The sequence below is a fragment of the Dulcicalothrix desertica PCC 7102 genome, assembly GCF_003991905.1.
Classification (GTDB): domain Bacteria; phylum Cyanobacteriota; class Cyanobacteriia; order Cyanobacteriales; family Nostocaceae; genus Dulcicalothrix; species Dulcicalothrix desertica.
Genome location: NZ_RSCL01000003.1, coordinates 219,644 through 245,390, shown reverse-complemented (window position 1 = coordinate 245,390; position 25,747 = coordinate 219,644). Strand labels below are relative to the sequence as shown.

Here is a 25,747-nt window from a genome sequence, read left to right as displayed (position 1 = left end):
TACAATTGAAGAAGGTTAGACAATACCAACCGTTTTTATATTGGTATTGGTCTAACCATGCAAGCGTTCGGCGCCTCTTAGAAGGCTCTGAAAGTCACTTCATACGTCGAACCATTGCCAGAGATTCTTCGAGTTTGAGGATTGCGAACAGGGCTTGAAACCCTAAAACTACCAAGTAAATCAGCTGCTCCCCGGTTACTGCCATCCTTATCAAACAGCGCAACTTGAATCGAGTTACCAGAACCACCTGATTGTCCAAAATTGGCAACAGAACCAGTTCTCATGCTGATTGGTCTACCAAAGTTAGAATCTGTTCCATTAAAAGAGGCAAACACTTCATCTGTGCCATCTGAGTCGGCGCCTGCCTTAATACAACGTACAGTTAAAATCTGTACTTGATTAAGACCACCTTCGACTACGGCAGCTTGTTCAGTAGAAAGTTCTGTGAACAGTTCAGTGTTGAGCTTAGAAATTAGATTGTTACTAGACATGAGTTTTTCTTTTTATTGAAGTTTTGTAGAGGTTTACACACAGAGTGAAAAATATTCATTCTCTGAATAAGCCGTTACTTCTTTTCCATGTCTTACTTTTAATTCTTATGCAATTTGCAGCGTTCAAAATTTTAAATACATATGTAAAGACGTGACATGTCACGTCTCTACATTGTGGGTCTTCATCAAAAATTTATGGTAATTTCACGGATTGCTTGTGTATTTTATCGCGTTAATGTCGCTGTTATGTGTAAATAAGATACATGTTTATTAAACGCGCGTGTTATGAAAAAAGCTTTTAAATACTATGCTATCGGGCTAGTCTCCTGTCTACTTTCTACTGCCCCCGTTGTTGCACAGACAACAACTAACTCAGTATATCCTCGATTTAGCGGCAGTTTCACTAGTACTGGCGCCGGATATCAAGAACCTTATTTTGGTATTGAGGGGTTTATTCCATTTCAAAACGCTACAAATGGTAATTTAACTTTTTTAGAAGGGCGCCTGTTAATATCTACCGACTCAACGATGGGGGGTAACTTATTACTCGGACACAGGTTTAGTGCTTCTAATGATGCTATATGGGGTGGTTATGTTGCTTATGATATTCGTGATACAGGTAACAAGACGTTTAACCAAATTGGTTTAGGATTGGAACGATTAGGAAAAAACTGGGATTTACGCGCGAATGGTTATATACCTGTAGGTAATAGCAAGCAAGTAATTTCCGAGTCGTTTCGTAGCTTAGGATTTACAGGTAATAGTTTTCTGTTAGATGTTAATAGACAGTTTGAAGTTTCTCTCGCAGGGTTTGATATTGAAGCGGGAGTACCTATCGCGCGTTTTGGTAGCGGTGACTTGCGTGCGTATGGAGGGATGTACTATTACACAGGGGAAAGTGTTGGTAGTGCGTTAGGAGTGCGAGGAAGGTTAGTTGCGAAACCCACTAACAATGTAAGTTTGGGCTTGATGTTACAGCATGACTCCATTTTTGATACAAGATTAGTATTTAATGCGAATGTTGATTTTGCTGGTAGTTCACGTAATGCTCCTGAAGATAATATTACGCGATTAGCTTCTTCAGTACAGCGAATTCCAACCATAGGAGTTATTGGAAAAACAGAGAATACTCAAGAACCTGCAAGAAATGCTCAAACGGGCAAACCTTTAGAGTTTCGCTATGTCACCCCAGGAACGGGAACGGGTGATGGTACTATTGAAAATCCAACGGGTAATATTCAAACTGCTTTAAGTGGCGCCAAACCAGAAGATATTATCTATGTGGAATTTAGCAACTCTTCCTCTCTTGGATTCAATATCCCTGATGGTGTTAAGGTACTCTCGAATGCACTACCACGCTTTGTAGAAACTAAAGAAGCTGGAACTATCCAAATACCAAATTCGGGAACTGGGCAATTACCCGTTGTTAACGGTACTGTAACGATGGGCAATAATACTACACTTGAAGGGTTTGTAATTAGTAACGTAACAGGTAACGCTATTCAAGCTTCGGGTGTTAGCAATCTTACTATCATTAATAACGAAATCACTAACCCCGAAGGACAGGGTATTAGTCTTAACGGTGTAGGTGGACGTAATATTATTAGTAACAACACAATTCAAAACACAGGCAGTCAAAGCATCTTTCTGCAAGGGTTTGGAAATACTCAGCAATCATTTAACGTCGAAAATAATATCATTAATAATAGTGGCTCGCAAGGTATTTTTGCTCAAGCTTCTGACAGTGTACAGCAGCAAGTTAATCTCAAAAATAATTTAATTACGAATAGCACTGGTACAGGTATTTTTGTTCAAGCGAATAATAGTGCTAATCAAACTATTAATATTACAGGAGTAGAAGCGCGTGGAACGGTTAAAGATAGTGCAGGAGAAGGGGGACAAGGTATATTTGTAACGGCAAATGGCACTGCACAACAAAATTTAAAGATAGAAAACAGCACAGCTAGTAATAACGCTGCACAAGGTATATTTGTATCAGCAAATACTGGTGCCAAGCAAACCTTTACTATCGATAACTCAACAGCAACCCGTAACGCTGGGCAAGGTGTGTTTGTCCAAGCAAACGGAAACTCACAACAGGAATTTACCATCAATCAAATAACAGCTAGTAATACAGCTAAGGATAGTAACGGTGATGGTGGTCAAGGTATTTTTATTGCAGCTAATAGTGGGGGACAGCAAAAGTTTACATTAAATAACCCTGTAGTTACAGATAACTTATCCCAAGGTTTATTTATTTCTGCAAACGATGGCGCCAAACAAACTGTCACAGTTAATCAAGCAAGTGTAAACAGCAACAGTGGTCAAGGTATTTTTGCCCAAGCTAATAATAGCTCTATTCAAGAATTGGAAATTAAGCAAGCTACAGTAAGTAATACTACAAGAGATAGTAATGGAGATGGTGGACAAGGTATATTTATTGCAGCAAACGCAGGCGCCCAACAACGCTTAAAACTAGATAACCCAACAGTATCAAACAGTGCCGGACAAGGTATATTTATTGGAAGCAGTGGTAAATTAGATACACCTCAAACTCAGCAAACAGCTACACTTACTAATCCCAATATAAATAATAGCCGTGGTCAAGGAATATTCGTCCAATCAAACGATAACGCGCGGCAAGACTTTACACTTACCAACGGTAAAATTAATGACACCAAACTAGATAATAACGGTGAAGGAGGTCAAGGAATATTCATCCAAGCCAACGGCACACAGCAAAACATTAATATAAATAATACACAAATTACCAACAGCGCAGGTCAAGGAATATTCGTGCAAACAAACGGCGCCGCTATCTCAAAAGTAAGTATAAACAGTAATACAATTACTAATAGCGGGAGTAATGATATTTTCTTACAAGCTAACGGAAGCTCTCAAATGACCGCATTAGCTGAATTAAACAACTTAGAGAACCAGCTAATAACCGCACTGAGTGCTGCAAATAACAGTAACAATCCAATGTGTTTAGCATTAAGGAATAATAAAACTACAACAGGTTTCTCACTTCAGCGTAATAGCGACGCCTTCCTAGTAGCTGACCTAGATAATATAGCAGTGAATAATACAGGCGCCATCACCTTCCAACCAACCAAAGACAACTTCACAAACGTAACAAACTGCCCGTAGCATAGGCATCTCGCCTGTGCATTTAGGTGTTCCGCTCGGTCAGGCGGGAGGGACGCCTAACCTACAAACTATAATTTTTACCACAGAGGCACAGAGGGCACAGAGTAAAGATGATATTTACGATGCTTTTTAGGCGCCTGATTGATATCACTTTCTGATGAGCAGCTAGAACTATCAAGCAAGGTATGTGATAAGTACAAAGACTCTATTGTGACTTCATCCCTGCCTAATAATGTTGCTTGAGATGAGCGTCCAACAACAATTTCAATTTTTTTGAGTTTTAAGTGTGAGGGCAACTCATTACCAAAGGTTTTGTTTCCTCGTCTGCCATCGTAGCTAACTGCAAATGGTACCTGTTTACGATTCAAATTTTCAAGAGAATCAACAAATTCATCAAAATTAATTCCAGCCAGGTATCTTGAGTCTCTTTCACCACAAACTCCTTGGTAGGGAGGGTCGATGTAAACAAAGTCACTTGGTTTAACTTCAGCTAAAACCTCTTTATAATCTAAGCATGTGAATATACACTTACCTTTGAGTAGCTTGGAAACACCTTCTATATTTTTTCTCATTTTTTCTGGGTGGGTTCCCTTGCGTCTCTTATCAGGACTTTGATTAAAAAGTTTTTCAGAGTTGTATCTAACGGCGCCCTTAACACACCTAGCTAGTAAATATAAAAGAATTTTCGGGTCGTTAGTCTGATTAAATTTATACCTTGCTTGATAATAATGCTCTATAGAATCACTATGCTGTTGATTCCATATTTCTTCATAGGTGCCTGCTATCGTTGATGGTTGCTCTACAATTAATTCCAATAGCTCAACTAGTGGCTGGTTTAAATCATTTAACCAAAATTTCTGGGATATCCGGTTCCAAGAAGCGGCAACACTAATAGCAGCAGTTCCCGCAAACGGTTCTACTAATCTTTCCACAGTTTTGGGTAGAAATTTTAAAATGTCTGGCGCCAGGTTTCTCTTACTACCCTGATATTGTACTGGATGCGGAATCGCCATATAGCACAGAACAAATGAACTTAATTTAGCTTATCACAGCATACTCAGGCGCCTCTAATTTACAACAAAATAACAACAACTAGTACTTCCTTCTCAATTCTTCCTTCGTGTACGAGTGTGCCTCTGCGGTAAAAAATATACTACCACTTCCAGTTAGTATTATAAGTTTTGGGTAGTTGGCGCCTATAAGTAGTGTTCCATGTCATAAGTTTTGGGGAGTTGAAACAAATCCCCCCCAACCCCCCCTTAATAAGGGGGGGCTAAGAATGACCATCTTGTACCCCCCTTAATAAGGGGGGCAGGGGGGATTAAAATCTACAGTAACACCCCAAAACTAATCACACGGACTAGTAGTGGTTAATCTTATAAGTTTTGGTGGGTATGTTGGCGACGGATGTGAAACGGATGTAACGGATAGTTGATTCGTTTAAAGGAGGTACTGCAAAATCAAATCTTGTTTGTAACAAATAAATTATCCGTTACATCCGTTATATCTGTTGCAAACCAACACACCAAAATTAATGACATGAACCAGTAGGTGCGGCATAGTAAACTTTTACCACAGAGTCACAGAGTACACAGAGAGTTAAGAAGAGAGCAAGATTTTGATATAACCGCGCAAGAATAGGGTATGGTTTTGGAGTGCAGATTCTCTAAATTGGATTTAACGAAACAAACCAACACGGAGAAACCACTATGAAACTTGCTAACTGCGCTATCAAAGCTTGCACACTCTCATTAATTTTATTCGGTGGCGCCGCCATCTCCCAAACTTTATCCCTTGCCAACATACCGCAAGTTCAGCAATCTAATACTGTGATTGCAGCTAATACCTACAAACCTGGTATTAATCGTGTAACGTTTACTAGCGAAGGGGAAAGACTTGTTGGTAATTTGTATTTACCTGCTAACTATAAACCAGGTGATAAGTTACCTACTGTAATAGTGACAGGTGCCTGGATAACTATCAAGGAGCAAATGCCTGCGACTTATGCTCAAAAGCTTGCTGAACAAGGATTTGCTGCGTTTGCTTTTGATTTTCGCACTTTTGGAGAAAGCGGTGGTAAGCTTCGCAACTTTGAATCTCCGACTGAGAAAATTACAGATATCAAAAATGCGGTTAGCTTTTTACAAACGGTTGATGCGGTTGACTCAAATAAAATTGCTGGGTTAGGTATTTGCGCTAGTGCTGCTTATATGACAGTTGCAGCAGCAGAAGATTCTCGCATTAAGTCACTTGTAACAGTGGCGCCTTGGATTCATGATACAGCGATTTTGAATACTGTATATGGTGGTGAGAAAGCTGTGCAGGACAAAATTGAAATTGGGCAAGCTGCACGGGAGAAGTTTGAGCAAACTGGTAAGGTTAAATCTGTCCCTGCTGCTAGTAGAACTGATAAAAATGCACCGATGTTCGGTGAGATTGATTACTATTTAAATCCTCAACGTGGCGCCATTCCTCAGTGGGATAATAAGTTTGCTGTTGCTTCTTGGGCTGAGTGGTTGACTTTTAAGCCTATGTCGCAAGCTAAGAATATTAATGTGCCTACTTTGTTTGTTCATAGTGAGAAAGCTGCTATTCCTGATGGTGCTAGACAGTTTTTTAATGGTATTCCGGCTAAGAATAAGAGCTTTGTTTGGTTAGAGAACCGCACTCAGTTTGATTTTTATGACCAAGAAAATACTGTTAATCAGAGTGTTGGTGAGGTGGCTAAGTTTTTGAATAAGTCTCTGTAACGACGAACCGCTGCATAACGCTGCATAATGCAAAGGAAGACGAGGAAGGAAGATGTTTTTACAAAGAAGTTTAATTGGCGCCAGTTTAATTTTGGGTTTGTTAAGTTTTGTTCCGAAAACTGAGTTAGCAGCACAGAGCGTGAATAATGTTGCTGCGGCGCCTGTAAATACTCAAGCTGAAACTATTCGTAGTAGAAATGAGCAAACTATTCGTAGATATTTTGAGCTACTATCACAAAAACGTATGGACGAATGGTTGAAGTTATGGGCTGAAGATGGTGTGCAAGATATGCCATATTCCCCTAAAGGTTTCCCGAAACGAGTTGAAGGTAAAGCTGCTGTGACTAAACATTACTCAGCATTACCTACGAGTGTAGGAAGAATGGTATTTCCCGACCTAAAAATATATCCTACTACTGACCCGAATACATTCTTTGTAGAATTCCGTGGCGAAATCGAAGTTTTAGCAACGAAGAAGCCTTATAATAATACCTACGCCGGACTATTCAAATTTCGCGATGGTAAAGTAGCACTATTTCGTGAATATTTTGACCCCATCGTTTTTACCGAAGCATGGGGAAGCCCAAGCGGATTTAATTAAAGTTTTTTAACAAATAATAAACGTTAATGTAGAGACGTGACATGTCACGTCTCTACAAACCGTTTGCAATTAATATCATGTTATGGGTAGATGAACAACTTGGTCTTGATATTCGTTCTCAAAAGAATATTCTGCAAGTAAAATTAGCTCTTCAAGATTATCGCCCACGCTTAAATTTGGATTAAGGATAAAAATATCAGGCATATGATGCCCTTCTGCGATATGGTCATTTAATTGTACAGGCATAGATTTACGGTTATTTGTCACTAGTACAAAATCATGTTCCTCACACCAATAAAGAATTTCTGGGTCTAAAGTACCTTTTGCTGGAGTATTTGGTTCTCCCACTGCCCAAACAGTCAAATCGGGTTTCTGGCGCCGCAGTTGATTAAAATATACTGGGTCAATATTTTCATCCATTAGATATTTGAGCATCCCGTCCCTTGTTTCATTGCCTCTCTTTCTTGTTTAATTTTACGTATACGAATAATAGCTGGAGATGGATTCATTTCTTGGGCTTTACGTTGTTGGTATCCCCACTCTAACCAGTCTGCAATATAATTACTTACAGCTTCTTTATTGTGTAAATAGTAAAGAATTGTTGCATATACCTGTTCTAAGGTAATAGATGTGTATGTTTGGGCAATTTCTTCTGGAGTGCGAGAACGGTAGATATAATCATAAAGGACTGTTTCAATACCAATGCGTGAACCTTTAATACGTATATCATCAGGCGCCAGAAAGTTGAAGTAATCTTCAAGTTGCATCTTTTAACTCTCTTTGTTTTTTTCTAATGCTTAAGTATTTCACTCTAATATATCAATATTGTATTACTATATTAAAATTCATATACATTCAAAAATTATGCTAAAGCTATATTTTAACCCTATTTCTCCCCACTCTCGGCGCGTTTTGGTAGCCTTACTGGAAAAAGATATAAAAGCAGAGTTGGTAGAACTTGAGTTAAACGGTCAACCAAATCGACCAGAATTATTAGCAATTAATCCCTTTCATCATATTCCTGTTTTGGAAGATGACGGCTTTAGAATCGTCGAATCCTTTGCAATTCTCGATTATTTAGAAGCAAAATATCCAGAACCTTCCTTACTTCCTCATGATGCTCAAAATTTAGCTAAAGTACGGATGGTGCAAATGGTAACAGTTAACGAGTTGTTACCTGGAATTATGCCTATGTTTCCTATACTGTTTGGATTGCCTGTAGAATCAGAAAAAATTGAGCAAACAAAAAATAAGGTTTCTACAATATTGACATTTTTTGAAGAGCTTCTCGGTGAGCAAACTTACTTTGCTGGGGAACAACTCACCCTAGCAGATGTGACAGCAGGAACGGTAGCAAGTAGTTTATATCTTGTAGGTCTATCCCTTGATAATCATCCGAAATTAAGTACTTGGCTTGAAAATCTGAATCAACGTCCTGCTTGGGTTAAAAGTCTACCTACACAAGAAGCGATGGAAAAATTTAAATCGAGTAGAGCTTGATTAGTAGGTTAAATAAAACCCACGCAAGCAGTAGAGCAAGATTTTGATATAACCGCGCAAAAATTGAGTATGCTTTGCAAATTGAAATTCCTTAAAGTGTATGTAACACACAAAAACAGGGAATTAAAGAAATGTCTCTCAACACCTACTACACCCTTGGACGTTCTGGACTGCGCGTAAGTCCCCTAGCATTAGGCGCCATGACTTTTGGTACCGAGTGGGGATGGGGCGCCGATGAAGATAGCGCACGTCAGTTATTTAATACATATATAGATGCTGGTGGTAACTTTGTTGATACGGCTGATTTGTACACCAATGGTACCAGCGAAACTTGGGTTGGCAAGTTTCTTACTGAGCGTAATCTCCGTGATAAAGTCGTAATTGCCACTAAATTTACTTACAATGCCCAACCAGGAAACCCTAACGCAGGTGGTAACGGACGTAAAAATATTTTGCGTGCGGTAGAAGGTTCATTGAAAAGACTCAATACTGACTATATAGATTTATATATTCTTCACACATGGGACACAATTACACCTGCTGAAGAAGTAATGCGGACACTTGATGATTTAGTTTCTGCTGGTAAAGTACGACATATTGGGTTGAGCGATACTCCTGCTTGGTATGCAGCACGCGCGCAAACTATAGCTGAATACCGTAACTATGAACCAATTTCTGCACTACAACTCGAATATTCCTTAGTTGAACGTAATATTGAGCGCGAACTTATTCCTTTAGGTCAACAGTTAGGAATGGGGACAATGGTATGGAGTCCTTTGGCAAGTGGTTTACTTAGTGGTAAATATAAACCAAGTGAATCTGGATTTACTGGAGAAGGGCGCCTTGATACTACACGCGGTATTAGTAACCCAGCATTTCAAAAAATTAGCGAACGCAACTGGAAAATTGTCACAGAACTCGAAACCGTATCTAAAGAACTTGGACGTAGTATGGCACAAGTAGCTGTAAACTGGACTGCTAACCGTCCTGGTATTGCTACGGTTATAGTCGGCGCCTCAAAATTATCACAATTAGAAGATAATATCCAAGCATTAGATTTTGAAATTCCCACAGAATTGGCAAACCGCTTAGAAGCTGTTAGTCGTCCAGAACCACAGTTTCCTTACAGTTTCTTTGGCGCCGAAATTCAAGGAATGATTCATGGTGGTGTAAAAGTTGGCGATAAACGTGCGGGATATCAGCCTAATGTACTAATTCAATCTGCTGGTGCAGGTGTCTCGTAATTAAACAATCAAATGTAGAGACGTTACATGTAACGTCTCTACAACAAATAAATCCCATAATTTAAAAACATGAATAAATCACGAAGAACAGTTATATTTGGCGCCAAAGGTAGTTGGACACTTGGTGGATATTATAACCATACCCTTGCACGTATTAACGGACGTTGGAAAGTTACAGAAATTAAAATGACATGGACTTGGAAGGTACTCGTCCCAGTTAATTAATTTTATTATGCACTCTAAAACTTCTATCCTTAACGCTTCTTGGGATGGACTAGATATAAAGTATGTAAATACAGGAATTCCTCTAATGGAGGGTGATAGTTTAATTGTGGGTGTTGTGATACTTGATAATACCTTAGAACAATTTGATGCGATTCACGGCGCCTGTATTAAACACATGAAAGAATATCTGCTTTTTACTCTCAGTCCATTACGATTTGAGCAAATGCTTGACCAAACCATAATTTGCTTAAATCAAGCTTATATGCATCAACTCAAAATTACCGACCCTTCAATGCTACATATGGCAAACTTACTTATAACCGAGATTCAATATCCAAATCCCTTAAGTCAACAATTTATTTATTCAATCGTTACGGTTTTAATTACAAATTGTTTTCTTTACTTAAAATCTTAAAAGTGTCATACTGAACGTAGTGAAGTATCTCAAAATTTTGAAGTCTTTGAGATTATTCCCACAGCGAGGAATGACAAATTATATTTTGCATCAATATGACAAGTTTTAAATTATGTAAATAAATCGATATTACCATTTAAAATATCTTTAATTGCATTAGTCTTTATTTTTGTACGCCAATCTTTAACTACCTCTTTGGGGTAAAAAACATATTCTCGAATAGTTTTAAGCTTCGGCGCCACATCTGTTGGTATAATCTTATCTAACGTCACACCTTTGAGGTGCATAATTATATTTAACTTACTTTTAAGAATTCTCAAAGCATTTTCTTGATTAATTATTAGCTTCAAAGGCGCCGTTGCAGAATGTTTCTAGCTTAGTTGGCTTGTGAATAACCTGTACACATGTATCAAACCTATCATACTTGCTCTTCACATGGCGCCATGACCAACCACTTATATCTAAATCCTGTTTTTGAATTAATAAATCATTTGACATAACAGTAATTATACATTCGCCATAAATCTTTTAGTCATTGCTGTGGTTGTGTTGTTTCAATTGCAGAAATTATTATGAAAACTGAGGATTTATGTAGTGTATAATACCATAGGTAATGTTTGGATAAAATTTGGTGTTCGAGTAAAAATTTTTTACTAAATGTTACATAAGATTACGTTATTGAATAATATGCCATTATAGTGTAAAATTCTACCGCCCCTTAATTTTTGTGATAAATTACTGAAACTTCGAGTTATGGGCAGAGTTTTTTGAAAAAGACATAAATTTTTCCCACATTGTAAAATCGTTGCTCGATTTTGGGTACAACAAGAATAAGCAGAGTTGAATGATGTTTGTGGGACTTATAATAAAACGCTAGAAGATTGGAATGGTAAGCTCTATGGCGAATTGCACTTCAAATTATTCATCCACAACGCTCAAACTAAAATTTGCTTAGAACAGAATATCCCGGAAAAGATAACCGTATAAATACTGACCGTGGGTTTGACCCCTCCAGCAAGTTCAGTAGAACAACGAATGGTGTCTAAAAGCCTCAGTAAGGAAAATAATTACAGCTTAGATGAAAAATTACGCGACTTCGGTAAATCAGTATCGGGGTTAATTAAAAGGATATATTATATGGTCGCCAATCAGTCGTATATGCGGTACGGCAATTGTGAAAGCGGAAATCGCTCTACAATGCCTTCTGATAGCATGGAGCTATTGCTCACTTATCATCAAAATCCCTCTATAAAACTTCGTAATGAATTAGTCCAGCTACACACTGGTTTGGTTCGTAAAATGGCGCATAAGTTTAGCCATCAATGTAACGAACCTTATGAGGATTTGGAACAAATTGGTTATTTTGGTTTAATTCGCGCAATTGAACGCTTTGACCCTAGTCAAGGTTATGCTTTTAGCTCGTTCGCTGTTCCTTACATTCGCGGTGAAATGCTGCACTTCTTACGTGACCGCAGCACTTTACTAAAAATTCCTCGTCGTTGGCAGGAATTATATAACGAAGGACAGAAAGTTCGCAAAGATTTGGCGGAGTCTTTAGGGCGCCCACCTAAAGATTCAGAAATTGCTGACCTACTTGATGTACCATTACACGAATGGCAAGAAACAAAACTCGCTGCCCAAAATCGGATGCCATTGAGTTTAGATGCTACAGTTGTTCACTATGTAGACTGCCAAATTACCTTGGGTGAAGCACTACCCTGTCCACGTTCCACTTCTGTACAGCAAGAAGAAGAAGAACGTCAGCAACTACAAGGCGCCATTACACAGCTTGAAGATAAACCTCGGATGGCAGTAGAATTAGTGTTCTTAAAAGAGCTTTCGCGTAAGGATGCAGCTAAGAAAATTGGCACAAGTCCAATGACTGTAACGCGATATCTGCAAAAAGGCATTCAAGATTTGATGTATATGATGCAATCTCAACCAATAGCTGCTAATTCTTAAAGAATTTAGTACCAAAGTGTGAGTAGGCTTCTTATATGTCGATATATATATTGTACTCTTTAACAGACTGCCCAAATTGTAACGTTATTTGTAGCTCAAGCGTCTAACAAAATAAATCGTCGCCCAGATTTAGTCTTTCATTTTAAGTATTACGACTTTTTCGTTCTTTTTTCAAAGAACATAATGCATTGTTGACAGAAACAAGTGCAAATTGTGCTGCATCAAAGTCAGAGTTTGTTTTTAACAACTGGCTTACTGTTTCTAAGTCGTATATAACCTGTTCTAGTTCCAACACAGATAGAAAATTTGCTTTGTCTTGAAAGTGTAGAGCAATAATACCTAAATTCAAAGCCGTAGTGATGCGAGTATTGGTGTCTTCTTTTTCAAGCATCTGCATCAAAATATTCATACTATGAGTGGTATGCGAGCCGATTTTGATTAATGCTTTAGCTGCATTGATTTGAACGTGTAAATCTTCGTCTTGCAAAGCATTTACTAAATATGGCGCCGCTGAATTTGCTAATGTACCAAACATACCCAAACCGTCAGCAACAGCAGCACGCACTCGCGTATCTGTATCTGTTAATGCTGCAATTAATAGTGGTACAGCAAAACTAGCTTCAGCAATATTAGGTAAAGCTAAAGCCGCTTTTGCACGTACTCCTGGATAGTTATCGTGTAGAGCAGCAGCTAGATGTACAGTAGCTTTAGGATGGCGAATATGACTTAAAGCTTCTACAGCTTTCGCACGTACCCATTCATCAGAATCTTCCAAACTCATAATTAGTGGTTCAACAGCAGTTATAGCTTGAGAACGAAAACAACCAAGTGCAAACGCAGCATTTGCGCGCACTTGTGAGTCTGTATCTTGTAAAGCAGTAACTAGTGCTGGAATCGCTTTGCAGTCACCAATTTTGCAAAGTGACTCAATAGCGTTGATGCGAACCGTCACATTGTTATGTTTTAATAAAGTAATCAACTCAGAAACAGTCTGTTTATCTTGTCCCATTGGCGGTAAAGTTGTCTTAACAGCATCCGAACAACCCCATGATTTAAGTTGCCATTTTTTAATAGCCATAAGCGATTGCTTCACAAGATTTTTCATTACTATGAAATGCTACAAAGAAGCTGCAATTGTCATGGTTCTGCATCCTGGATTTTTTCTAGGTAACAAAGAGCTTACATTTTATTTGCCACTAGTAATATTTGTATCTTTCGTATCAATTTCGGAACAGCGTTTTGGTTTGAAACAAGTAAGTATAATTATCCTTGGCTAGAGTTTAATTAAAAATCGAATCGCAAGGTTTATAGAACTCAATTCAGGTGTTTTGTACTAATACACTCTTAAAATTTGAATTACGGAAAATTCTCAAACTTTTATTTATTTTCTTTCATCGCATAAAAATTTTGGCGCCAAATTGTAGAGACGCGATTGATCGCGTCTTGGTTTATCGCACAAACGTGATAAACAGGAGACGTGATAAACAGGAGACGTGATAAATCACGTCTCTACATTTGTGGGAATTCGCGTGCTGTAATATTCGGTCTTAGCATATACTCCAATAATGCTGTTGCCTACTTCAAAAAATGTGCCATTTTTTTCATCCTCACTAAACTGTAAATTTGGATATTTTGCTGCAAGCTCAATAGCTGAAACCGCTTTGCCATCAATTTGGTCGGGTAAAATTCCTGTGGAACCGATGTAAAAAATAAGCGGTGAAATATTTTCGCGGTAAACCCTATCTATATAATGACTCAACTTGGTATTTGCCGCTGTAAAAGCTGCTACCGTTTCTTCTTTATTTACCGAAATACCGTTTCGCTTGGCTTCTAATATCTTATAGTCGGCGCCTGCACCAACTTTATTAAGTATTGCACTAACGATACCGTTATTCTCAAAGCCAAGAAAGTCATCAAAAATAGGCGCCATTAAATCATCTACTGCTGTAATTTTCATACGCGCGGATGGGGACTTACGTCGGAAGCTAATGTTTTCTTCCCACGTCATTTCAAATATTGCCTTTTGGAACGCAACACGTGTTTGACTATCGTAAGCACGATACATTCTGTCAAGGAATCTATTCGCGCTCATTAATTTACCAAAGTTGAGAATATCCCGACTACCGATATCAATTTTATAGCTAACACGTGTATCAATTACACCCGTGGCTAGCGCTGTGTTGATATCAGTATACTCATTTGTTGTTGGAAAATTAAGATACACATTTTTTGACAAATAATGTTTTTGCAATTCATCTAATTGGTCAGGGATATATACATCTGACTTTTGCTTGAGATGTGCCCTAATAATACTTAATAGCACTTTCATCTGAGCAAGTTCATAAAATAATCCATCTACATTATTGAAATGTGCATCAAATGTTACCAGAGGTAAATTATCGAATAAAATTTCATACTCCGAACGAAAATCAAATTTTCCTGCTAGAATTACACCCTTAGCTTTAAGTAAATCAAAAGTTTTTTTAGCACTTATTTTGACTCGTAACGACCTGATATTAACTTCACCATCACTTACAACCGTATAATTATTAAACGTGTAAAGGTCATTTGCTAGTAAACCTGCTACTTCAATAATTGGTGTTTTATCTTCTGCTGTCACCAATTTAACTCGACGTTTTATCAGCATATTAATAGTAGCAGTATTGCGATTAAGTTCAAACGTCCCCATATCAACATACTCACCCGCATCAATATATTGGGTTTTCAACCAAGGTTCTATCAAGTCTCCCTTAGTATCACGTACACCTTTTATACGCTTAATTCCTTGATGTTGGTAGTTTTCTTGTAAATGCTTAAAGTTGATAATAATACTGTTACGATGCTCTTCTAAGATTTTAATCAATTCGAGCAGGGATATTTTGGCACCTGTTTTAATTTCCATATTTCTAGCTTCCCTGGATATAAACGTTTAAGATAATCCCCCCAACCCCCTTGATAAGGGGGGGTAAGAATAGTTCTTATTCCCCCCTTACTAAGGGGGGTTAGGGGGGATCAATGCAGATATTACAAAATGTTTACTCTACACTTATGCGCCCTATATTTATAGCAGTCGTAGCGGCGCCGTGAATGTCTACATAATACTATAGTACTAAAAGAATGTCAAGGTTGTAGGTATGAGGCGCCGTAATAATCAGTATATTTCTTTATATAAGTTTAAAAAACTACTTATGAAATATGAAATAAAAATTACTAAAATTAAGTAAGTTAGACGACAAATCAGGCTTAAGAGTCTATCATGAGGTATTTTATGCACCGTCAGCTTTTTTCGGGTACTGCTTTTGCTGTAATAGTTACTACATCACTACTCGAAATGGCTCCCAATTTTGCAGTGACTAAGAGCAGTTGTTCGATGCAGCATGATGTAAAGCAGTTAAAAGCAAACTGGGATAAGAAGAATAAGTTAAATTTTTTGGTTTTGGCAGGTGGTGGCGCCCCAGACCATAATGAAATAGCTTTAGAAAAGAACGTTCTTTATTTTCAACGAACGCTTAGTCTATTGGGATACGACCAAAAAGACGCATCGGTATACTTTGCCAATGGTAATGATGGTGAAGCGACTATTCGCTACATAGATGATGCGGGTAACGAAAAATTTAAAGTACCAGCTATTCCTGAACTTAAAGGCGCCTCAACTTTAGACAATTTAAGTAGCTGGGTACAACAAGCTAGCCAAACTCCCAAAAAGCCAATATTAATGTATTTTACAGGACATGGAATTCCTAACAAACAAGATTTGAATAATAATGCGTTGACGCTTTGGAACCGTAAATCAATGAGCGTTAAAGAATTTTCGACGATGCTCGATAAAATGCCACAAGAAACACCAGTAGCGGTAGTAATGGCACAGTGTTTTTCTGGTTCTTTTGCCAATTTTATTTATACTGGAGGTAATCCGCAGCGTCCAGTTGCACTACAAACACGGTGTGGTTTCTTTGCTACTGTTAAAACACGACCTTCGGTAGGATGTACACCACTAGTTAACGAAGCTGATTATAAAGATTATAGTTCAAGCTTTTTTGCTGGGTTGAGCGGTAAAAATAGAATTGGACAACCTGTAGCTTCAGCCGATTATAACAAAGATAATAAAGTTTCTTATGCTGAGGCTCATGCTTTTGCTAAAGTTGATGAGCAAACAATGGATTTACCTATTTCGACTTCAGAATCTTGGTTACAAGAAAAAGCTAGCTCTCTTGATATCAAAAGAATAATGCAGCAACCGATAAGCGAAATTATTAGAACTGCACGTCCAGAGCAAAAGTATGTAGTCAATTCGATAGTAAAAATGTTTAATTGGAATTCTACCAAGTCTTATAGTGATAATTACGACCAGTTAAGCGCTTCGGAGTATGATACCGAAGAAGAGCAAGCTTATTTAAAACGCTTAGGTATGGAACTTGTAGATATCAGCATGGAAAATAATATTCGTAAATCTAGTAATCAACAGCAAATAGCCATTTTGAATAAGCTGCTTAAATGTGAAAGTTCGGCGCCACAATGACTCCCAACTCCTAACTCCTAACTCCCAACTCCTAACTATTAAAAATTTCTAGTATTTGGCGACAAATTTGTTTGAGCCGTTCCCCTACTTGCTCAGATGGCATAGTGGCGCCTACAAATTTCCAGTTTTCCACCGTAGAAAGGCGCCAAGCTTCACCGCGATGGTCAAAACCAGCGACTTCAACACCCACACAAAAACGGGAATTAGTTTCTGGGTCTAAGTGCAAACGAATTTGAAACAGTAAACTGCGAACACGCCACGACCGACTTATACCAGGAAAATGAAAACCAATATCAATTGAGTCAGGGTCAATTAACTCGCGAGTGTCGGGGTCATTGTGCCAAGGCTTAAGGTCAGACTTTGCATCTGGAAATTCGCGCTTGAATAAATTAACTACCGTGGCTATTTTACTAGTGAATTCAAGACTGGTTGCCATTTCAGCTGCGTTCACGAATTGTCCTCCATTCTTACTGCATCGATGATTCCCAAATTTGTGACGACACTAAACTTGCTTTATTGGTGTTACAGCTTAACAATACTACACGAAGAAATCAACTTAAAAATTAGCATTTTATAATATTTGTGTCCTTAGTTGTATTTTTTGAAACTTTTGATACAAAAATTTTTGAGTTATAGAGACTTATTGAGCAATTATACTCAATTTTACTTGCAAGTGATAAAAGTTGCCAGTTTTGTAGTATGTAAGTTGTGAACCAGTAAAATCAGGTATCTTCGTAAAACAAGAATTACCAATAAGCACTCGTAAACAAGGCCGCTCCGATCTAAAATGACAACTGTTATATGGCTATCAAATCGTATGCAGCTTATGGCGCGTCAACGGAGCATCATTTCCCTAATACTGGTATTTTTGGCAACTTTTTTAATGAGTTGTGGTGGACCCACCGTTGCCACTCCACCTCCAACCTACACGCAAACGCAACTGGAAAAGATTCAGGGATATTTAACTGATATCAAAGCAGTACGTGAGCGTAAATCAGAACTTGGAGAGTTAATTGACTCTAAACAATGGATTAAGGTGGGTAATTTTATACATGGACCAATGGCGGAAGCGCGTTTGGACATGACATATATTGTTCCTAACTTGCTGCCATCTGAACAGGCGCCTGCGCGTAAAGTTGCACGCGATGTGTTCGACCACTTAGTCAAAGTTGACCAAGCGGCTTCTTCTGGTAATCAGCTTGTTGCTGCCAGCAACTTTGAAGCGGTATATTCAGATATTGACAAATTCCTGAATTTAATGCCGTCTAAGCTTAATTCTGCTGAAGAAGGTTAATCTTGAATAAAGGGGGCTAGGGATTAGTCCCTGGTCTCTAACTCTCAAATCATGCACATAGCAATTATTGGATGTGGCGTTGTCGGCGCCGCAATAGCATACGAACTGAGTCAAGTTCCAGGATTAAAAATTACAGTTTTCGATCTATTACCGCCAGCACAAGCTTCAACAGGGGCGGCATTAGGTGTATTAATGGGCATTATTAGCCACAAGACCAAGGGTAAAGCGTGGCGAATGCGAGAACAGAGTATTGCGACTTACGAAGAGTGGGTTCCCAAGCTAGAAGCTGTTTCTGGACGTAAAATACCTTTTAATCGTCAGGGAATCTTGATGTTACTAACTCCTGAAGAAATATCTAAAGGGGAATCACAATGGGAAAATTTAGCAGCAATTCGTGCTAAACAAGGTTGGCACTTAGAAGTATGGGACACAGCAAAACTTAAGCAAGCATGTCCACAGCTAAATACTGAACAAATTACTGGTGCCGTATATTCACCATGTGACCGTCAACTCGACCCAACGACATTGACATTAGCTTTGGTAGATGCAGCAATGTCAAATGGTGTCAGTTTCAAATTTGGCGTAGAAGTTAACGGGTTTAGTTCTCATAACATTGAGACAAGCGCAGGTAAAATATCCGTAGACAAAGTGATTATATCTGCTGGGCTTGGTACTTCTGCTTTAACAGCGCAGTTAAATCAAAAAATAGATATTCGTCCTGTATTAGGGCAAGCTATACACTTTCATGTTGGACACCCACTAGGCAACCCAGATTTTCAGCCAGCGATTACAGGTGATGATGTTCATATTGTCCCATGCGGCGCCGGCATTGTGCCCGCAACCGATTATTGGGTAGGCGCCACTGTAGAGTTTCCCAACACTGAAGGATATAGCTTACCTCCTGATACTGAATTACTAGAGTCAGTCAAACAGCAGGCTATTTCTTTTTGTCCCGAACTAAAGAACGCGACTATTACGCGCACATGGTCAGGTTTACGTCCCCGTCCCGAAGGGCGCCCTGCCCCAATTATTGAAAAACTACCTGGGTATAGTAATATTCTTGTTGCCACAGGACATTATCGTAACGGTGTTTTACTGGCGCCTGCAACTGCGGTAACAATTCGTGAGATGATTATTTAATAAAACTAAAATACAAGCAGCACATAAAAAACCGTGTCAATAGCAGAAAAAAAGATAAAAATCGACTCATTAGAATGGTTTTACCGCGAATCTGAACCCATTGGTCGCAGTGATTTATTACCCGTAATATTGCTACATGGGTTAGTATCACAAAGTTACAGTTGGCGAAATATTCTTCCAGCATTAGCACAACAGGGAACCCACGCAATAGCACCAGATTGGATTGGATACGGCTTTTCATCTAAACCAGAAAAACGCGACTTTGCGTATACACCCGATGCATTTATTACTGCATTGGAAAAATTTATCACAGAATTAAAGCTAGAAAGATTTTCTTTAGTCGTTCAGGGTTTTCTAGGTTCAGTTGGCTTACAATACGCTTTACGTCATCCTGAACAAGTCGCTAATATAGCAATTTTGAATGCACCAATCTCTCAAAGTGCCAAAGTACCTTGGAAAATTCAGCAAATGGGTTTACCCTTGGCAGGTGAAATGATGACCCAAGACCCATTATTAGTAGATAGAACATTAGAAGGAGGCGCCCGTTATCGTATCGATGACCAACATTTAGATATTTATCGTAAACCATATTTAAAAAGTTCATCATCAGGACGCGCACTGCTAGCAACTATTCGTAACTTGCAACTAGACAAAGCCATGCAAGAAATCGAAACTGGATTTAAAGAATGGAAGCAACCTGTGTTAATACAATGGGGAGCAATAGACCCTTGGTTATCTGTAGATATGGCAGAAACATTTGCTAAAGCTACACCCGATGGAGAGTTAGTAAAACTTAATAACGTCGGTCACTACCCGCAAGAACACTACCACGAAACAATCTTACAAGACTTACTACCATTCATGCGACGCTCAGAAAAATCTTAAAGGATTTCTCAATAAAAAACCTCTAAAATTGTCTTGTGGAGTGGGCATCCTTGCCCGCCCACTATTACAGTCTGCCAAGCGATAGGTAAAATTCGCAACAACCGTACATGTATACAAAATTACTATATATTCTCAATATCAAAATACGATAGACAGTAAAATCCTTATATTTCAAGGATAAAAACTAGCAAGCATCTACTGAGAATGATTATTAAAGGTTCAAGTTATATTTTTTGAATAAAGCGTGACATGAATCAATATAGCCATTTATTCTATTCGTTTAGAAATCAATATTGATTTTTAACCCTTGAAGATAATCAAAAATGGCAAAAGCATCTGATATCGGTTCCAAGCGTTTGATCAGTCTGGCGCCACAACAATGGGCAAACTGGGTAACAGGCGCCTCGGATATTATAGTTAAAGAAATTCCCAGTTCAGAATTTCAATGGGTTAGTCGTGAAAGCGATGTTTTAATTCGTGCGGAAAGTCCAACACTTGGAAACTTCCTTATTCTCAACGAATTACAACTGCGTTATAAAATGAGGATGCCCAAACGAATGCGCGCGTATACAGGGTTAGCTGAAGAAAAGTACGACCTACCTGTATACCCTGTCCTAATAAACATCATAAAAGGAAGCGATACCAAAATACCCACTCGCTTCAAATCAAAATTTATGGGTTTATTAGCGCGTCAGGACTATAAAGTTATTAATCTCTGGGAAATTGACGCACAGGTAGCCTTTAATGGATTGTCTTCTCTGCTACCATTTGTGCCAATCCTCAAAAATGGTGGTAACGAAGCCATAATTGAAGAAGCATTGCGAGTTCTGCGTGCTGATGAGCAATTAGAGCAATTTGAAATGCTCCTAGGTTTTTTTGCTACATTTGTGTTAGATAGTCCATTAGTACAACGTATAATGAGGTTAGATATGGCAGTACTACGAGAATCTCCTTGGTATGAGCAAATTCTTAGAGAAGGTCAGCAAATAGGCCAGCAAATAGGAGAAGAAATAGGTGAGCAACGAGGTATTTTATCAGCAATTGAATTAGGACTAGAGTTAAAATTCGGCGCCGAAGCATTACAATTAATGGAATCTATTTCTCTTTTAGATTTAGAGCAACTTAAAGTAATTAAAGACGCAATTAAAATTGTTAACAACTTAGACGAATTGCGTCAATTAGTTCAGAATTAAAGTAGGGTGCGTGAAAGCACAAATAAGTAAAAATAGAACCACAAAATCTACAAGCTTTCACGCACCATCGAAATTTATTAATTAGCCAATTTTTGTTAAGTACTCTTTAATCATCCGCAGCATACTTGCACTACCTTTGCTATTGACTAAAAGAATCGGTGCCAGATGTGATGGACGATGTGCTTCAATAAAATTAGTTGCTGCATGTTTTGCACTAGCTGTCACCATTAAAACAATGTCAGAGTTTTTTACCCACTGCCCTAGTCTATCAGTACCACCTTTATCATGACTAATATTAACTTTTACTTTAGAAGCTGCTTCTAAAATGCTTTTGACCCTTAACGCTGCGGTTTCAGTAAGAGTATAAATAAGTACTGATTTGCCATTGAGCTTTTGAAAAACATCTACTTCACTTTCTTGTTCTACAAGTTGTTTATCAAATAACCATGAAAAAGCTTCTTCTAACTTTAAGTCTTTAACTAAAGACCGCAAAATTCCCCATTGTTCTTCGTCGATGCGTCCTGCAAAATTTCGTAAGCTTTCGGCTACAGTAAATAAAGTTTGCTCGCGCACGCTCATATTTGGACTATAATTTAATACTAGTATATCGAGTAAATCTAATGCCCAATCAACTTTTTTCGGAGATTCATAGCGCTTCCAAAGGTCTAAAGCACAGTTGATTATATCTGTATACTTTTTAGCATCCAAACCAAGATTTAACAGTGCAATTACTAAATCGTTAAACAATACTAAATCGACATCTCCACCTTCGGTACTTATAACTAATATTTCTAATAATAATTGGTAAAGGTTAAAAAATTCACTCCGAGGGAATAACTCATCCTTTTGGAAAAATCCCAATAAATAAGGAATTGCATTGTGTAGAACAGATTCAGCTTTCGAGCCAACTGTGCTTAGTAATTCCTCAAATTCGTATACAGCATTTGGTTGTGCCAGTAAACTTGTAACATCCCATTCGCTAGAACCCTGACGTGCAGTAAATAGCGCGCGTTCCCAAGTTGGCTGTTTATTTAGTTGTAATAACCATTCTAACCAGCTTGCTGGAACTGTTTCAGCTAATTGTGTATTTGTTACCTCTTCGGTACTTCCTCGCCATCGGTTTAAGCAATCTTGATTCCAACGTAACTTCAAAAAGGCTGTTTGTTCTTCAATCGTAAGCTCATCAAAAGCTTGTAATGCGGTTTTTTCTGCTTCTAATGTTTGTAACTCGTAGGCGCCTTGAAACAGTAAGCTAACTTTACGGTGTGATGATGGAATATCGCGTAAAACTAAAAAACAGGAATCAAAATCTGCTTCAGACGCTAATTTTTCGGCTTGTTGTAAAGGGTCTTCTTCATTACAAGGTGTAATATCAGGTAAAGACTCAGCTAGTCTTTCTAAGTAGTTACGGTGTTCTGCTGTCTCAATTGCTAATAGCTCATCACGTAAAGCTGGTTTTTTTGGTTCTACGCTTACAGCTAGCAGCATAAATAACTTTAATACTTCTGGAACTCTACTACCTGCACGGGCAGCAAAAAGATTTTGATACCGGGGAAAAACAAATTCTTTAAAATAAGCTATTGCGCTACTAGGTGTGTTTTTTTCTTCAAAATGCAGAAGTTCAACTTGGTATACTGCTTTTAATAATGCTATTGTAACGGCAAACGGTCTTTTTACCTGTAAAAGATTGCTAAGTTCTGGAAGTTGTAATAATTCATTCCATTGTTCTAACTCTGCTAAAAGTTGCACACGCAAAAATAAAAGATTGAGAGCATCTAAGCGGTGTTGGTTAGCAAGATACTGTAGTTCTTGTTCTGCACAACTGCGGGCGTCTGCTTGTAGTGCCATATAAAAATCCCGCAGTACTCTACCTGTTGGACGGGGAATTTCTCTATTATGTTTGACACAGCGCGCGCTTACTTGGCGCATCCGTTCAAGTGCTTGCCAAACTTGAGAGGAATCTCCGTTAAATTTTATTGCATTACCTTGTGTGAATTCATTAACTGCCGCTTCTATTGGGTCTTCTAAATTAAGTTGTGCAGTTTGTCCCCGATACGTTGAATACGTTGGGCCGACAAATGCCATTAACTCTTCGCTTAAACGACGCAACTGTTTTGCTGAAAAAGCAATGCCATACCAATCTACCTGATTGTTTGTTGGGCGCCAGCATGGAAGGATGGTAGGTTGAGCTTCACTTTGGGTCAACAACTCTACCCAAGGACGAATTTTCGCGCTTTTTCCTTCGGTACACTTAATCTTGTCTAAATCAAATTTATTACTGGCGCCGAAAAACTGTTCCAGAAAATGTACAGTATTAGCATTGCTTTTATTCATGACTGATTTATCCTACACAACTCCCCAACGACTGCCAAAAATCAACTGTTGCTCGGCAATCACTTGTGGTGATGTATCATAAGTTAACGCTTCCTCGTTTACAGTGATACCGTTATAAGTAAAATTCATAGAACCAGCTAGATAATACCCGTCTCCTAAAATACCCTTAGAATGAAGTTCATCGGTACTATGCACTTGACAATTAACACCATCAGTTTTGAGAAGAAGTGCTTCTACGAAACTACGGTTGTGTTTATCTGGACGAGTTGCAACATGTACTATGGTTCCTCGTTGAGTCAGGGTAGTAAGAATTTGAGAAAGTAAAATGCGTGAACGACTCCAAGACGGTTCCAAGCACATAAAAGAATTACTAGTATTATCTATAACTTGGATATCAGATATCCACGGTGAAACAAGCCATATACATTTACTAGGAGTTAGTAGTTCCGCAACGAAAATTGCTTGCAGCAAGTTAGGAACTTGACGAGAACTTAAGCGAGAGTGAATATAGCGAGAAGGCATTTAATTTTATATTTAGTTTATATGCACTACTATTTATAATCTATGGACACAGAAATTCAAGGATTACTAAGCGCAGGTAGTCCAAATTTCTAATATAACCTTTGATTTGTTCATAGTTGTCATTATTATTAAAATAAAACTGGGCAATTACAGGAATATCAAAAGCATTCATTGCTTGTAACTGTCCAATAGCCTCTTGTTGATTCTCAATTTTAGCTGTTGCCTGAATTTGGCTAGCATAACCTCGAATGTTCACCGTCAATAGCTCAATTTCTTCTAATAAACTAAATTCTTCATCTATTATATAAAACTGAGACGCAATTTCTTTTCGCTCCTGTTTCGTGTTTTTATAATCATTTGTTAATTTATCTAATAATTGAGTAATATAATTTATTTTTATTTCAAGGCTTTGAGTATTAAAGGCTGTTTTAGTCATCATTCACTCCATAAGTAACTATTTTTTCAGTTCCAAATTTATCTGGTCTTACAATTAAATATTCATTTCCTTTGCGGTAGACTGCTGAACCATCTCGACGATACCCAGATTTTGGAACCCTTGCTGCTCTACTTTTGTTAAAATTATGAGCTTTTCGCAAATATTTAAGTCGGTCGAACTCTTTCCTAGAAGCATGATCTAGAATACTCTGAGATACAGTGACGTAAGTAGAAGTATCCCAATCAGCTATATATTGCCTTATTTCGGCAACTTCTGCCTCTGTATATCCGCACACAAGTTGCTCAAAAAATTGGTCTATACGTTGTTCATCAGGCATTATAGTTCGGACAAATTTATTAAGTTAGTTAGTTATGCTTTATACTAAGGCTCTTGTTATAGTACTATTGTTTTATGTTGCTCACCTCATCCTGAATCTCTGAGGACACTTTTTCCGCCATAAAATATTATAGCGTGAGTGAACACAGTATCTGGGCGCCATTTGAATATAGAACCCTTACAAAATGCCATAATTGGATTATTGTCCTTTTTAGTTTCCATAGCAAGTCTGAATAATGTAACGTAGTTAAAATTTACAATATCGAGTTTGATTATAATCGAGTTTTTTCAATAAGTCGCAGTAATACGCTTGATGAGGAAGAGTCTAAGGGTTCATCTATAATAATGGATTTAATTCCTGTAAACCATTTCAATAAAGTACATAATAATAGCCACCGAGAAATAGATTTTAGTTTCTTAAATTCATTTTTAAATTTTAGCCGTATTCATTATATTTCTGCTGATAGATTAGGACCGCAAGACTCTTATTTTAAATATACTTTGACCTCTTTTCCTAATGTAGGGGCAAAGGGAGAACAAACAGTTAATTTACTTTATAAAAAGAAAGATGATTTAGTACATGAAAAGCTTTGTCTTGGTCAAGATGCAAAGACGTTAGCTACTCAGACAGAGGAATGGCTTAATCAAATTTTTGATGGGGCAAAGGCGCCCATATAGAAGTTTTTGATGGTAGAGGACTTCACATTGGAGAAGCTGACTTACAAGGTAATATCGACACTACAAAAAAAG

Annotated in this window: 28 protein-coding genes; 15 read left to right on the top strand and 13 right to left on the bottom strand. The window is 38.0% G+C overall.

Annotated features, from left to right (window positions below):
• Positions 1 to 77: 77 nt before the first annotated feature.
• A complete protein-coding gene (locus tag DSM106972_RS07725) occupies positions 78 to 491 on the bottom strand; it encodes a hypothetical protein (RefSeq protein ID WP_127080153.1) in 414 nt (137 codons plus the stop codon).
• A gap of 285 nt (positions 492 to 776) precedes the next feature.
• Between DSM106972_RS07725 and DSM106972_RS07720 the strand changes: the two genes are divergently transcribed.
• Positions 777 to 3,641, top strand: coding sequence for a right-handed parallel beta-helix repeat-containing protein (locus tag DSM106972_RS07720; protein WP_127080152.1), 2,865 nt, complete (start codon positions 777 to 779; stop codon positions 3,639 to 3,641).
• A 77-nt stretch (positions 3,642 to 3,718) separates the two neighbouring features.
• Here DSM106972_RS07720 and DSM106972_RS07715 read toward each other — a convergent pair whose 3' ends face one another.
• Positions 3,719 to 4,654 carry a Dam family site-specific DNA-(adenine-N6)-methyltransferase gene (locus DSM106972_RS07715; protein WP_127080151.1) on the bottom strand — a complete coding sequence of 312 codons (936 nt, stop codon included), beginning with the start codon at positions 4,652 to 4,654 and terminating at the stop codon, positions 3,719 to 3,721.
• 696 nt (positions 4,655 to 5,350) lie between these two features.
• Here DSM106972_RS07715 and DSM106972_RS07710 point away from each other — a divergent pair.
• Positions 5,351 to 6,391: an alpha/beta hydrolase gene (locus DSM106972_RS07710; RefSeq protein WP_127080150.1), complete on the top strand. Its 1,041-nt coding sequence runs from the start codon at positions 5,351 to 5,353 to the stop codon at positions 6,389 to 6,391.
• Between the two features lie 52 nt (positions 6,392 to 6,443).
• Positions 6,444 to 6,992: a nuclear transport factor 2 family protein gene (locus DSM106972_RS07705; RefSeq protein ID WP_127080149.1), complete on the top strand. Its 549-nt coding sequence runs from the start codon at positions 6,444 to 6,446 to the stop codon at positions 6,990 to 6,992.
• A 75-nt stretch (positions 6,993 to 7,067) separates the two neighbouring features.
• On the opposite strand, the gene DSM106972_RS07700 is transcribed toward DSM106972_RS07705, so the two are convergent.
• Together DSM106972_RS07700 and DSM106972_RS07695 are read right to left on the bottom strand one after the other, a co-directional pair.
• Positions 7,068 to 7,427, bottom strand: coding sequence for a DUF5615 family PIN-like protein (locus DSM106972_RS07700; RefSeq protein ID WP_127080148.1), 360 nt, complete (start codon positions 7,425 to 7,427; stop codon positions 7,068 to 7,070).
• Complete coding sequence (locus DSM106972_RS07695; RefSeq protein WP_127080147.1) at positions 7,412 to 7,759, bottom strand: DUF433 domain-containing protein; 348 nt, start codon at positions 7,757 to 7,759, stop codon at positions 7,412 to 7,414. Before DSM106972_RS07695 ends, DSM106972_RS07700 begins: the two co-directional genes overlap by 16 nt.
• A gap of 97 nt (positions 7,760 to 7,856) precedes the next feature.
• Here DSM106972_RS07695 and DSM106972_RS07690 point away from each other — a divergent pair, with 97 nt between their 5' ends.
• The 4 genes from DSM106972_RS07690 to DSM106972_RS07680 all read left to right on the top strand — a co-directional run bounded on the left by DSM106972_RS07690 (position 7,857) and on the right by DSM106972_RS07680 (position 10,376).
• A complete protein-coding gene (locus DSM106972_RS07690) occupies positions 7,857 to 8,492 on the top strand; it encodes a glutathione S-transferase family protein (protein WP_127080146.1) in 636 nt (211 codons plus the stop codon).
• Positions 8,493 to 8,623: 131 nt separating this feature from the next.
• Positions 8,624 to 9,736, top strand: coding sequence for an aldo/keto reductase (locus DSM106972_RS07685; RefSeq protein ID WP_127080145.1), 1,113 nt, complete (start codon positions 8,624 to 8,626; stop codon positions 9,734 to 9,736).
• 69 nt (positions 9,737 to 9,805) lie between these two features.
• Complete coding sequence (locus DSM106972_RS51255; RefSeq protein ID WP_158632779.1) at positions 9,806 to 9,961, top strand: hypothetical protein; 156 nt, start codon at positions 9,806 to 9,808, stop codon at positions 9,959 to 9,961.
• A 7-nt stretch (positions 9,962 to 9,968) separates the two neighbouring features.
• Complete coding sequence (locus DSM106972_RS07680; RefSeq protein ID WP_127080144.1) at positions 9,969 to 10,376, top strand: hypothetical protein; 408 nt, start codon at positions 9,969 to 9,971, stop codon at positions 10,374 to 10,376.
• Between the two features lie 110 nt (positions 10,377 to 10,486).
• Here the strand turns inward: DSM106972_RS07680 and DSM106972_RS07675 are convergent, their stop codons facing one another.
• Both DSM106972_RS07675 and DSM106972_RS51250 read right to left on the bottom strand, forming a co-directional pair.
• Positions 10,487 to 10,696, bottom strand: coding sequence for a hypothetical protein (locus tag DSM106972_RS07675; protein ID WP_233787874.1), 210 nt, complete (start codon positions 10,694 to 10,696; stop codon positions 10,487 to 10,489).
• 13 nt (positions 10,697 to 10,709) lie between these two features.
• The gene (locus tag DSM106972_RS51250) at positions 10,710 to 10,874 is read right to left on the bottom strand and encodes a hypothetical protein (protein ID WP_158632778.1); all 165 of its coding nucleotides are present in this window, start codon (positions 10,872 to 10,874) and stop codon (positions 10,710 to 10,712) included.
• A 660-nt stretch (positions 10,875 to 11,534) separates the two neighbouring features.
• On the opposite strand from DSM106972_RS51250, the gene DSM106972_RS07670 reads away from it, so the two are divergent.
• On the top strand, positions 11,535 to 12,338 hold the full coding sequence (locus tag DSM106972_RS07670; protein WP_035174135.1) for an RNA polymerase sigma factor SigF: 804 nt from the start codon (positions 11,535 to 11,537) through the stop codon (positions 12,336 to 12,338).
• A 142-nt stretch (positions 12,339 to 12,480) separates the two neighbouring features.
• Here the strand turns inward: DSM106972_RS07670 and DSM106972_RS07665 are convergent, their stop codons facing one another.
• On the bottom strand, positions 12,481 to 13,416 hold the full coding sequence (locus DSM106972_RS07665; RefSeq protein WP_158632777.1) for a HEAT repeat domain-containing protein: 936 nt from the start codon (positions 13,414 to 13,416) through the stop codon (positions 12,481 to 12,483).
• A gap of 31 nt (positions 13,417 to 13,447) precedes the next feature.
• On the opposite strand from DSM106972_RS07665, the gene DSM106972_RS53235 reads away from it, so the two are divergent.
• Positions 13,448 to 13,615, top strand: coding sequence for a hypothetical protein (locus tag DSM106972_RS53235; protein ID WP_233787873.1), 168 nt, complete (start codon positions 13,448 to 13,450; stop codon positions 13,613 to 13,615).
• A 224-nt stretch (positions 13,616 to 13,839) separates the two neighbouring features.
• On the opposite strand, the gene DSM106972_RS07660 is transcribed toward DSM106972_RS53235, so the two are convergent.
• Positions 13,840 to 15,240, bottom strand: coding sequence for a hypothetical protein (locus tag DSM106972_RS07660; RefSeq protein ID WP_127080141.1), 1,401 nt, complete (start codon positions 15,238 to 15,240; stop codon positions 13,840 to 13,842).
• Positions 15,241 to 15,606: 366 nt separating this feature from the next.
• On the opposite strand from DSM106972_RS07660, the gene DSM106972_RS07655 reads away from it, so the two are divergent.
• Entirely contained in the window at positions 15,607 to 16,857 is a 1,251-nt protein-coding gene (locus tag DSM106972_RS07655; RefSeq protein WP_127080140.1) for a caspase family protein, read from the top strand.
• Between the two features lie 31 nt (positions 16,858 to 16,888).
• Here DSM106972_RS07655 and DSM106972_RS07650 read toward each other — a convergent pair whose 3' ends face one another.
• Positions 16,889 to 17,308 carry a Tery_1686 family protein gene (locus DSM106972_RS07650; protein ID WP_073617287.1) on the bottom strand — a complete coding sequence of 140 codons (420 nt, stop codon included), beginning with the start codon at positions 17,306 to 17,308 and terminating at the stop codon, positions 16,889 to 16,891.
• 375 nt (positions 17,309 to 17,683) lie between these two features.
• On the opposite strand from DSM106972_RS07650, the gene psbQ reads away from it, so the two are divergent.
• The 4 genes from psbQ (at position 17,684) to DSM106972_RS07630 (ending at position 21,369) form a co-directional block, all read left to right on the top strand.
• Entirely contained in the window at positions 17,684 to 18,151 is a 468-nt protein-coding gene (psbQ, locus tag DSM106972_RS07645) for a photosystem II protein PsbQ (protein WP_127080139.1), read from the top strand.
• A gap of 51 nt (positions 18,152 to 18,202) precedes the next feature.
• Positions 18,203 to 19,291: an NAD(P)/FAD-dependent oxidoreductase gene (locus DSM106972_RS07640; RefSeq protein ID WP_127080138.1), complete on the top strand. Its 1,089-nt coding sequence runs from the start codon at positions 18,203 to 18,205 to the stop codon at positions 19,289 to 19,291.
• 33 nt (positions 19,292 to 19,324) lie between these two features.
• The gene (locus tag DSM106972_RS07635) at positions 19,325 to 20,176 is read left to right on the top strand and encodes an alpha/beta fold hydrolase (RefSeq protein ID WP_127080137.1); all 852 of its coding nucleotides are present in this window, start codon (positions 19,325 to 19,327) and stop codon (positions 20,174 to 20,176) included.
• 323 nt (positions 20,177 to 20,499) lie between these two features.
• Positions 20,500 to 21,369: an RpnC/YadD family protein gene (locus DSM106972_RS07630; protein WP_127080136.1), complete on the top strand. Its 870-nt coding sequence runs from the start codon at positions 20,500 to 20,502 to the stop codon at positions 21,367 to 21,369.
• An 81-nt stretch (positions 21,370 to 21,450) separates the two neighbouring features.
• On the opposite strand, the gene dpdD is transcribed toward DSM106972_RS07630, so the two are convergent.
• From dpdD to DSM106972_RS07610, 4 genes are read right to left on the bottom strand one after another with little or no spacing between them, the layout of a single operon-like run.
• Positions 21,451 to 23,703 (bottom strand): protein DpdD, encoded by a 2,253-nt coding sequence (gene dpdD / locus DSM106972_RS07625; RefSeq protein ID WP_127080135.1) that lies wholly within the window; start codon positions 23,701 to 23,703, stop codon positions 21,451 to 21,453.
• Between the two features lie 12 nt (positions 23,704 to 23,715).
• Positions 23,716 to 24,225 (bottom strand): phospholipase D-like domain-containing protein DpdK, encoded by a 510-nt coding sequence (gene dpdK, locus DSM106972_RS07620; protein WP_127080134.1) that lies wholly within the window; start codon positions 24,223 to 24,225, stop codon positions 23,716 to 23,718.
• Positions 24,226 to 24,265: 40 nt separating this feature from the next.
• Positions 24,266 to 24,664, bottom strand: coding sequence for a hypothetical protein (locus DSM106972_RS07615; RefSeq protein ID WP_325052163.1), 399 nt, complete (start codon positions 24,662 to 24,664; stop codon positions 24,266 to 24,268).
• The gene (locus tag DSM106972_RS07610) at positions 24,654 to 24,998 is read right to left on the bottom strand and encodes a hypothetical protein (protein WP_127080133.1); all 345 of its coding nucleotides are present in this window, start codon (positions 24,996 to 24,998) and stop codon (positions 24,654 to 24,656) included. Before DSM106972_RS07610 ends, DSM106972_RS07615 begins: the two co-directional genes overlap by 11 nt.
• A gap of 344 nt (positions 24,999 to 25,342) precedes the next feature.
• Between DSM106972_RS07610 and DSM106972_RS07605 the strand changes: the two genes are divergently transcribed.
• Complete coding sequence (locus DSM106972_RS07605; protein ID WP_186538891.1) at positions 25,343 to 25,675, top strand: hypothetical protein; 333 nt, start codon at positions 25,343 to 25,345, stop codon at positions 25,673 to 25,675.
• Positions 25,676 to 25,747: the final 72 nt, after the last annotated feature.

What these genes read in the sequence shown, in the direction of transcription:
- DSM106972_RS07655 (WP_127080140.1), top strand. Translation starts at nt 15,607, where the DNA reads ATGCACCGTCAGCTTTTTTCGGGTACTGCTTTTGCTGTAATAGTTACT.
- DSM106972_RS51250 (WP_158632778.1), bottom strand. Translation starts at nt 10,874, where the DNA reads ATGTCAAATGATTTATTAATTCAAAAACAGGATTTAGATATAAGTGGT.
- dpdD (WP_127080135.1), bottom strand. Translation starts at nt 23,703, where the DNA reads ATGAATAAAAGCAATGCTAATACTGTACATTTTCTGGAACAGTTTTTC.
- psbQ (WP_127080139.1), top strand. Translation starts at nt 17,684, where the DNA reads ATGGCGCGTCAACGGAGCATCATTTCCCTAATACTGGTATTTTTGGCA.
- DSM106972_RS53235 (WP_233787873.1), top strand. Translation starts at nt 13,448, where the DNA reads ATGAAATGCTACAAAGAAGCTGCAATTGTCATGGTTCTGCATCCTGGA.
- DSM106972_RS07630 (WP_127080136.1), top strand. Translation starts at nt 20,500, where the DNA reads ATGGCAAAAGCATCTGATATCGGTTCCAAGCGTTTGATCAGTCTGGCG.
- DSM106972_RS07640 (WP_127080138.1), top strand. Translation starts at nt 18,203, where the DNA reads ATGCACATAGCAATTATTGGATGTGGCGTTGTCGGCGCCGCAATAGCA.
- DSM106972_RS07610 (WP_127080133.1), bottom strand. Translation starts at nt 24,998, where the DNA reads ATGCCTGATGAACAACGTATAGACCAATTTTTTGAGCAACTTGTGTGC.
- DSM106972_RS07665 (WP_158632777.1), bottom strand. Translation starts at nt 13,416, where the DNA reads ATGGCTATTAAAAAATGGCAACTTAAATCATGGGGTTGTTCGGATGCT.
- DSM106972_RS07670 (WP_035174135.1), top strand. Translation starts at nt 11,535, where the DNA reads ATGCGGTACGGCAATTGTGAAAGCGGAAATCGCTCTACAATGCCTTCT.
- DSM106972_RS07705 (WP_127080149.1), top strand. Translation starts at nt 6,444, where the DNA reads ATGTTTTTACAAAGAAGTTTAATTGGCGCCAGTTTAATTTTGGGTTTG.
- DSM106972_RS07685 (WP_127080145.1), top strand. Translation starts at nt 8,624, where the DNA reads ATGTCTCTCAACACCTACTACACCCTTGGACGTTCTGGACTGCGCGTA.
- dpdK (WP_127080134.1), bottom strand. Translation starts at nt 24,225, where the DNA reads ATGCCTTCTCGCTATATTCACTCTCGCTTAAGTTCTCGTCAAGTTCCT.
- DSM106972_RS07615 (WP_325052163.1), bottom strand. Translation starts at nt 24,664, where the DNA reads ATGATGACTAAAACAGCCTTTAATACTCAAAGCCTTGAAATAAAAATA.
- DSM106972_RS07715 (WP_127080151.1), bottom strand. Translation starts at nt 4,654, where the DNA reads ATGGCGATTCCGCATCCAGTACAATATCAGGGTAGTAAGAGAAACCTG.
- DSM106972_RS07690 (WP_127080146.1), top strand. Translation starts at nt 7,857, where the DNA reads ATGCTAAAGCTATATTTTAACCCTATTTCTCCCCACTCTCGGCGCGTT.
- DSM106972_RS07725 (WP_127080153.1), bottom strand. Translation starts at nt 491, where the DNA reads ATGTCTAGTAACAATCTAATTTCTAAGCTCAACACTGAACTGTTCACA.
- DSM106972_RS07660 (WP_127080141.1), bottom strand. Translation starts at nt 15,240, where the DNA reads ATGGAAATTAAAACAGGTGCCAAAATATCCCTGCTCGAATTGATTAAA.
- DSM106972_RS51255 (WP_158632779.1), top strand. Translation starts at nt 9,806, where the DNA reads ATGAATAAATCACGAAGAACAGTTATATTTGGCGCCAAAGGTAGTTGG.
- DSM106972_RS07720 (WP_127080152.1), top strand. Translation starts at nt 777, where the DNA reads ATGAAAAAAGCTTTTAAATACTATGCTATCGGGCTAGTCTCCTGTCTA.
- DSM106972_RS07680 (WP_127080144.1), top strand. Translation starts at nt 9,969, where the DNA reads ATGCACTCTAAAACTTCTATCCTTAACGCTTCTTGGGATGGACTAGAT.
- DSM106972_RS07695 (WP_127080147.1), bottom strand. Translation starts at nt 7,759, where the DNA reads ATGCAACTTGAAGATTACTTCAACTTTCTGGCGCCTGATGATATACGT.
- DSM106972_RS07710 (WP_127080150.1), top strand. Translation starts at nt 5,351, where the DNA reads ATGAAACTTGCTAACTGCGCTATCAAAGCTTGCACACTCTCATTAATT.
- DSM106972_RS07605 (WP_186538891.1), top strand. Translation starts at nt 25,343, where the DNA reads ATGGATTTAATTCCTGTAAACCATTTCAATAAAGTACATAATAATAGC.
- DSM106972_RS07700 (WP_127080148.1), bottom strand. Translation starts at nt 7,427, where the DNA reads ATGCTCAAATATCTAATGGATGAAAATATTGACCCAGTATATTTTAAT.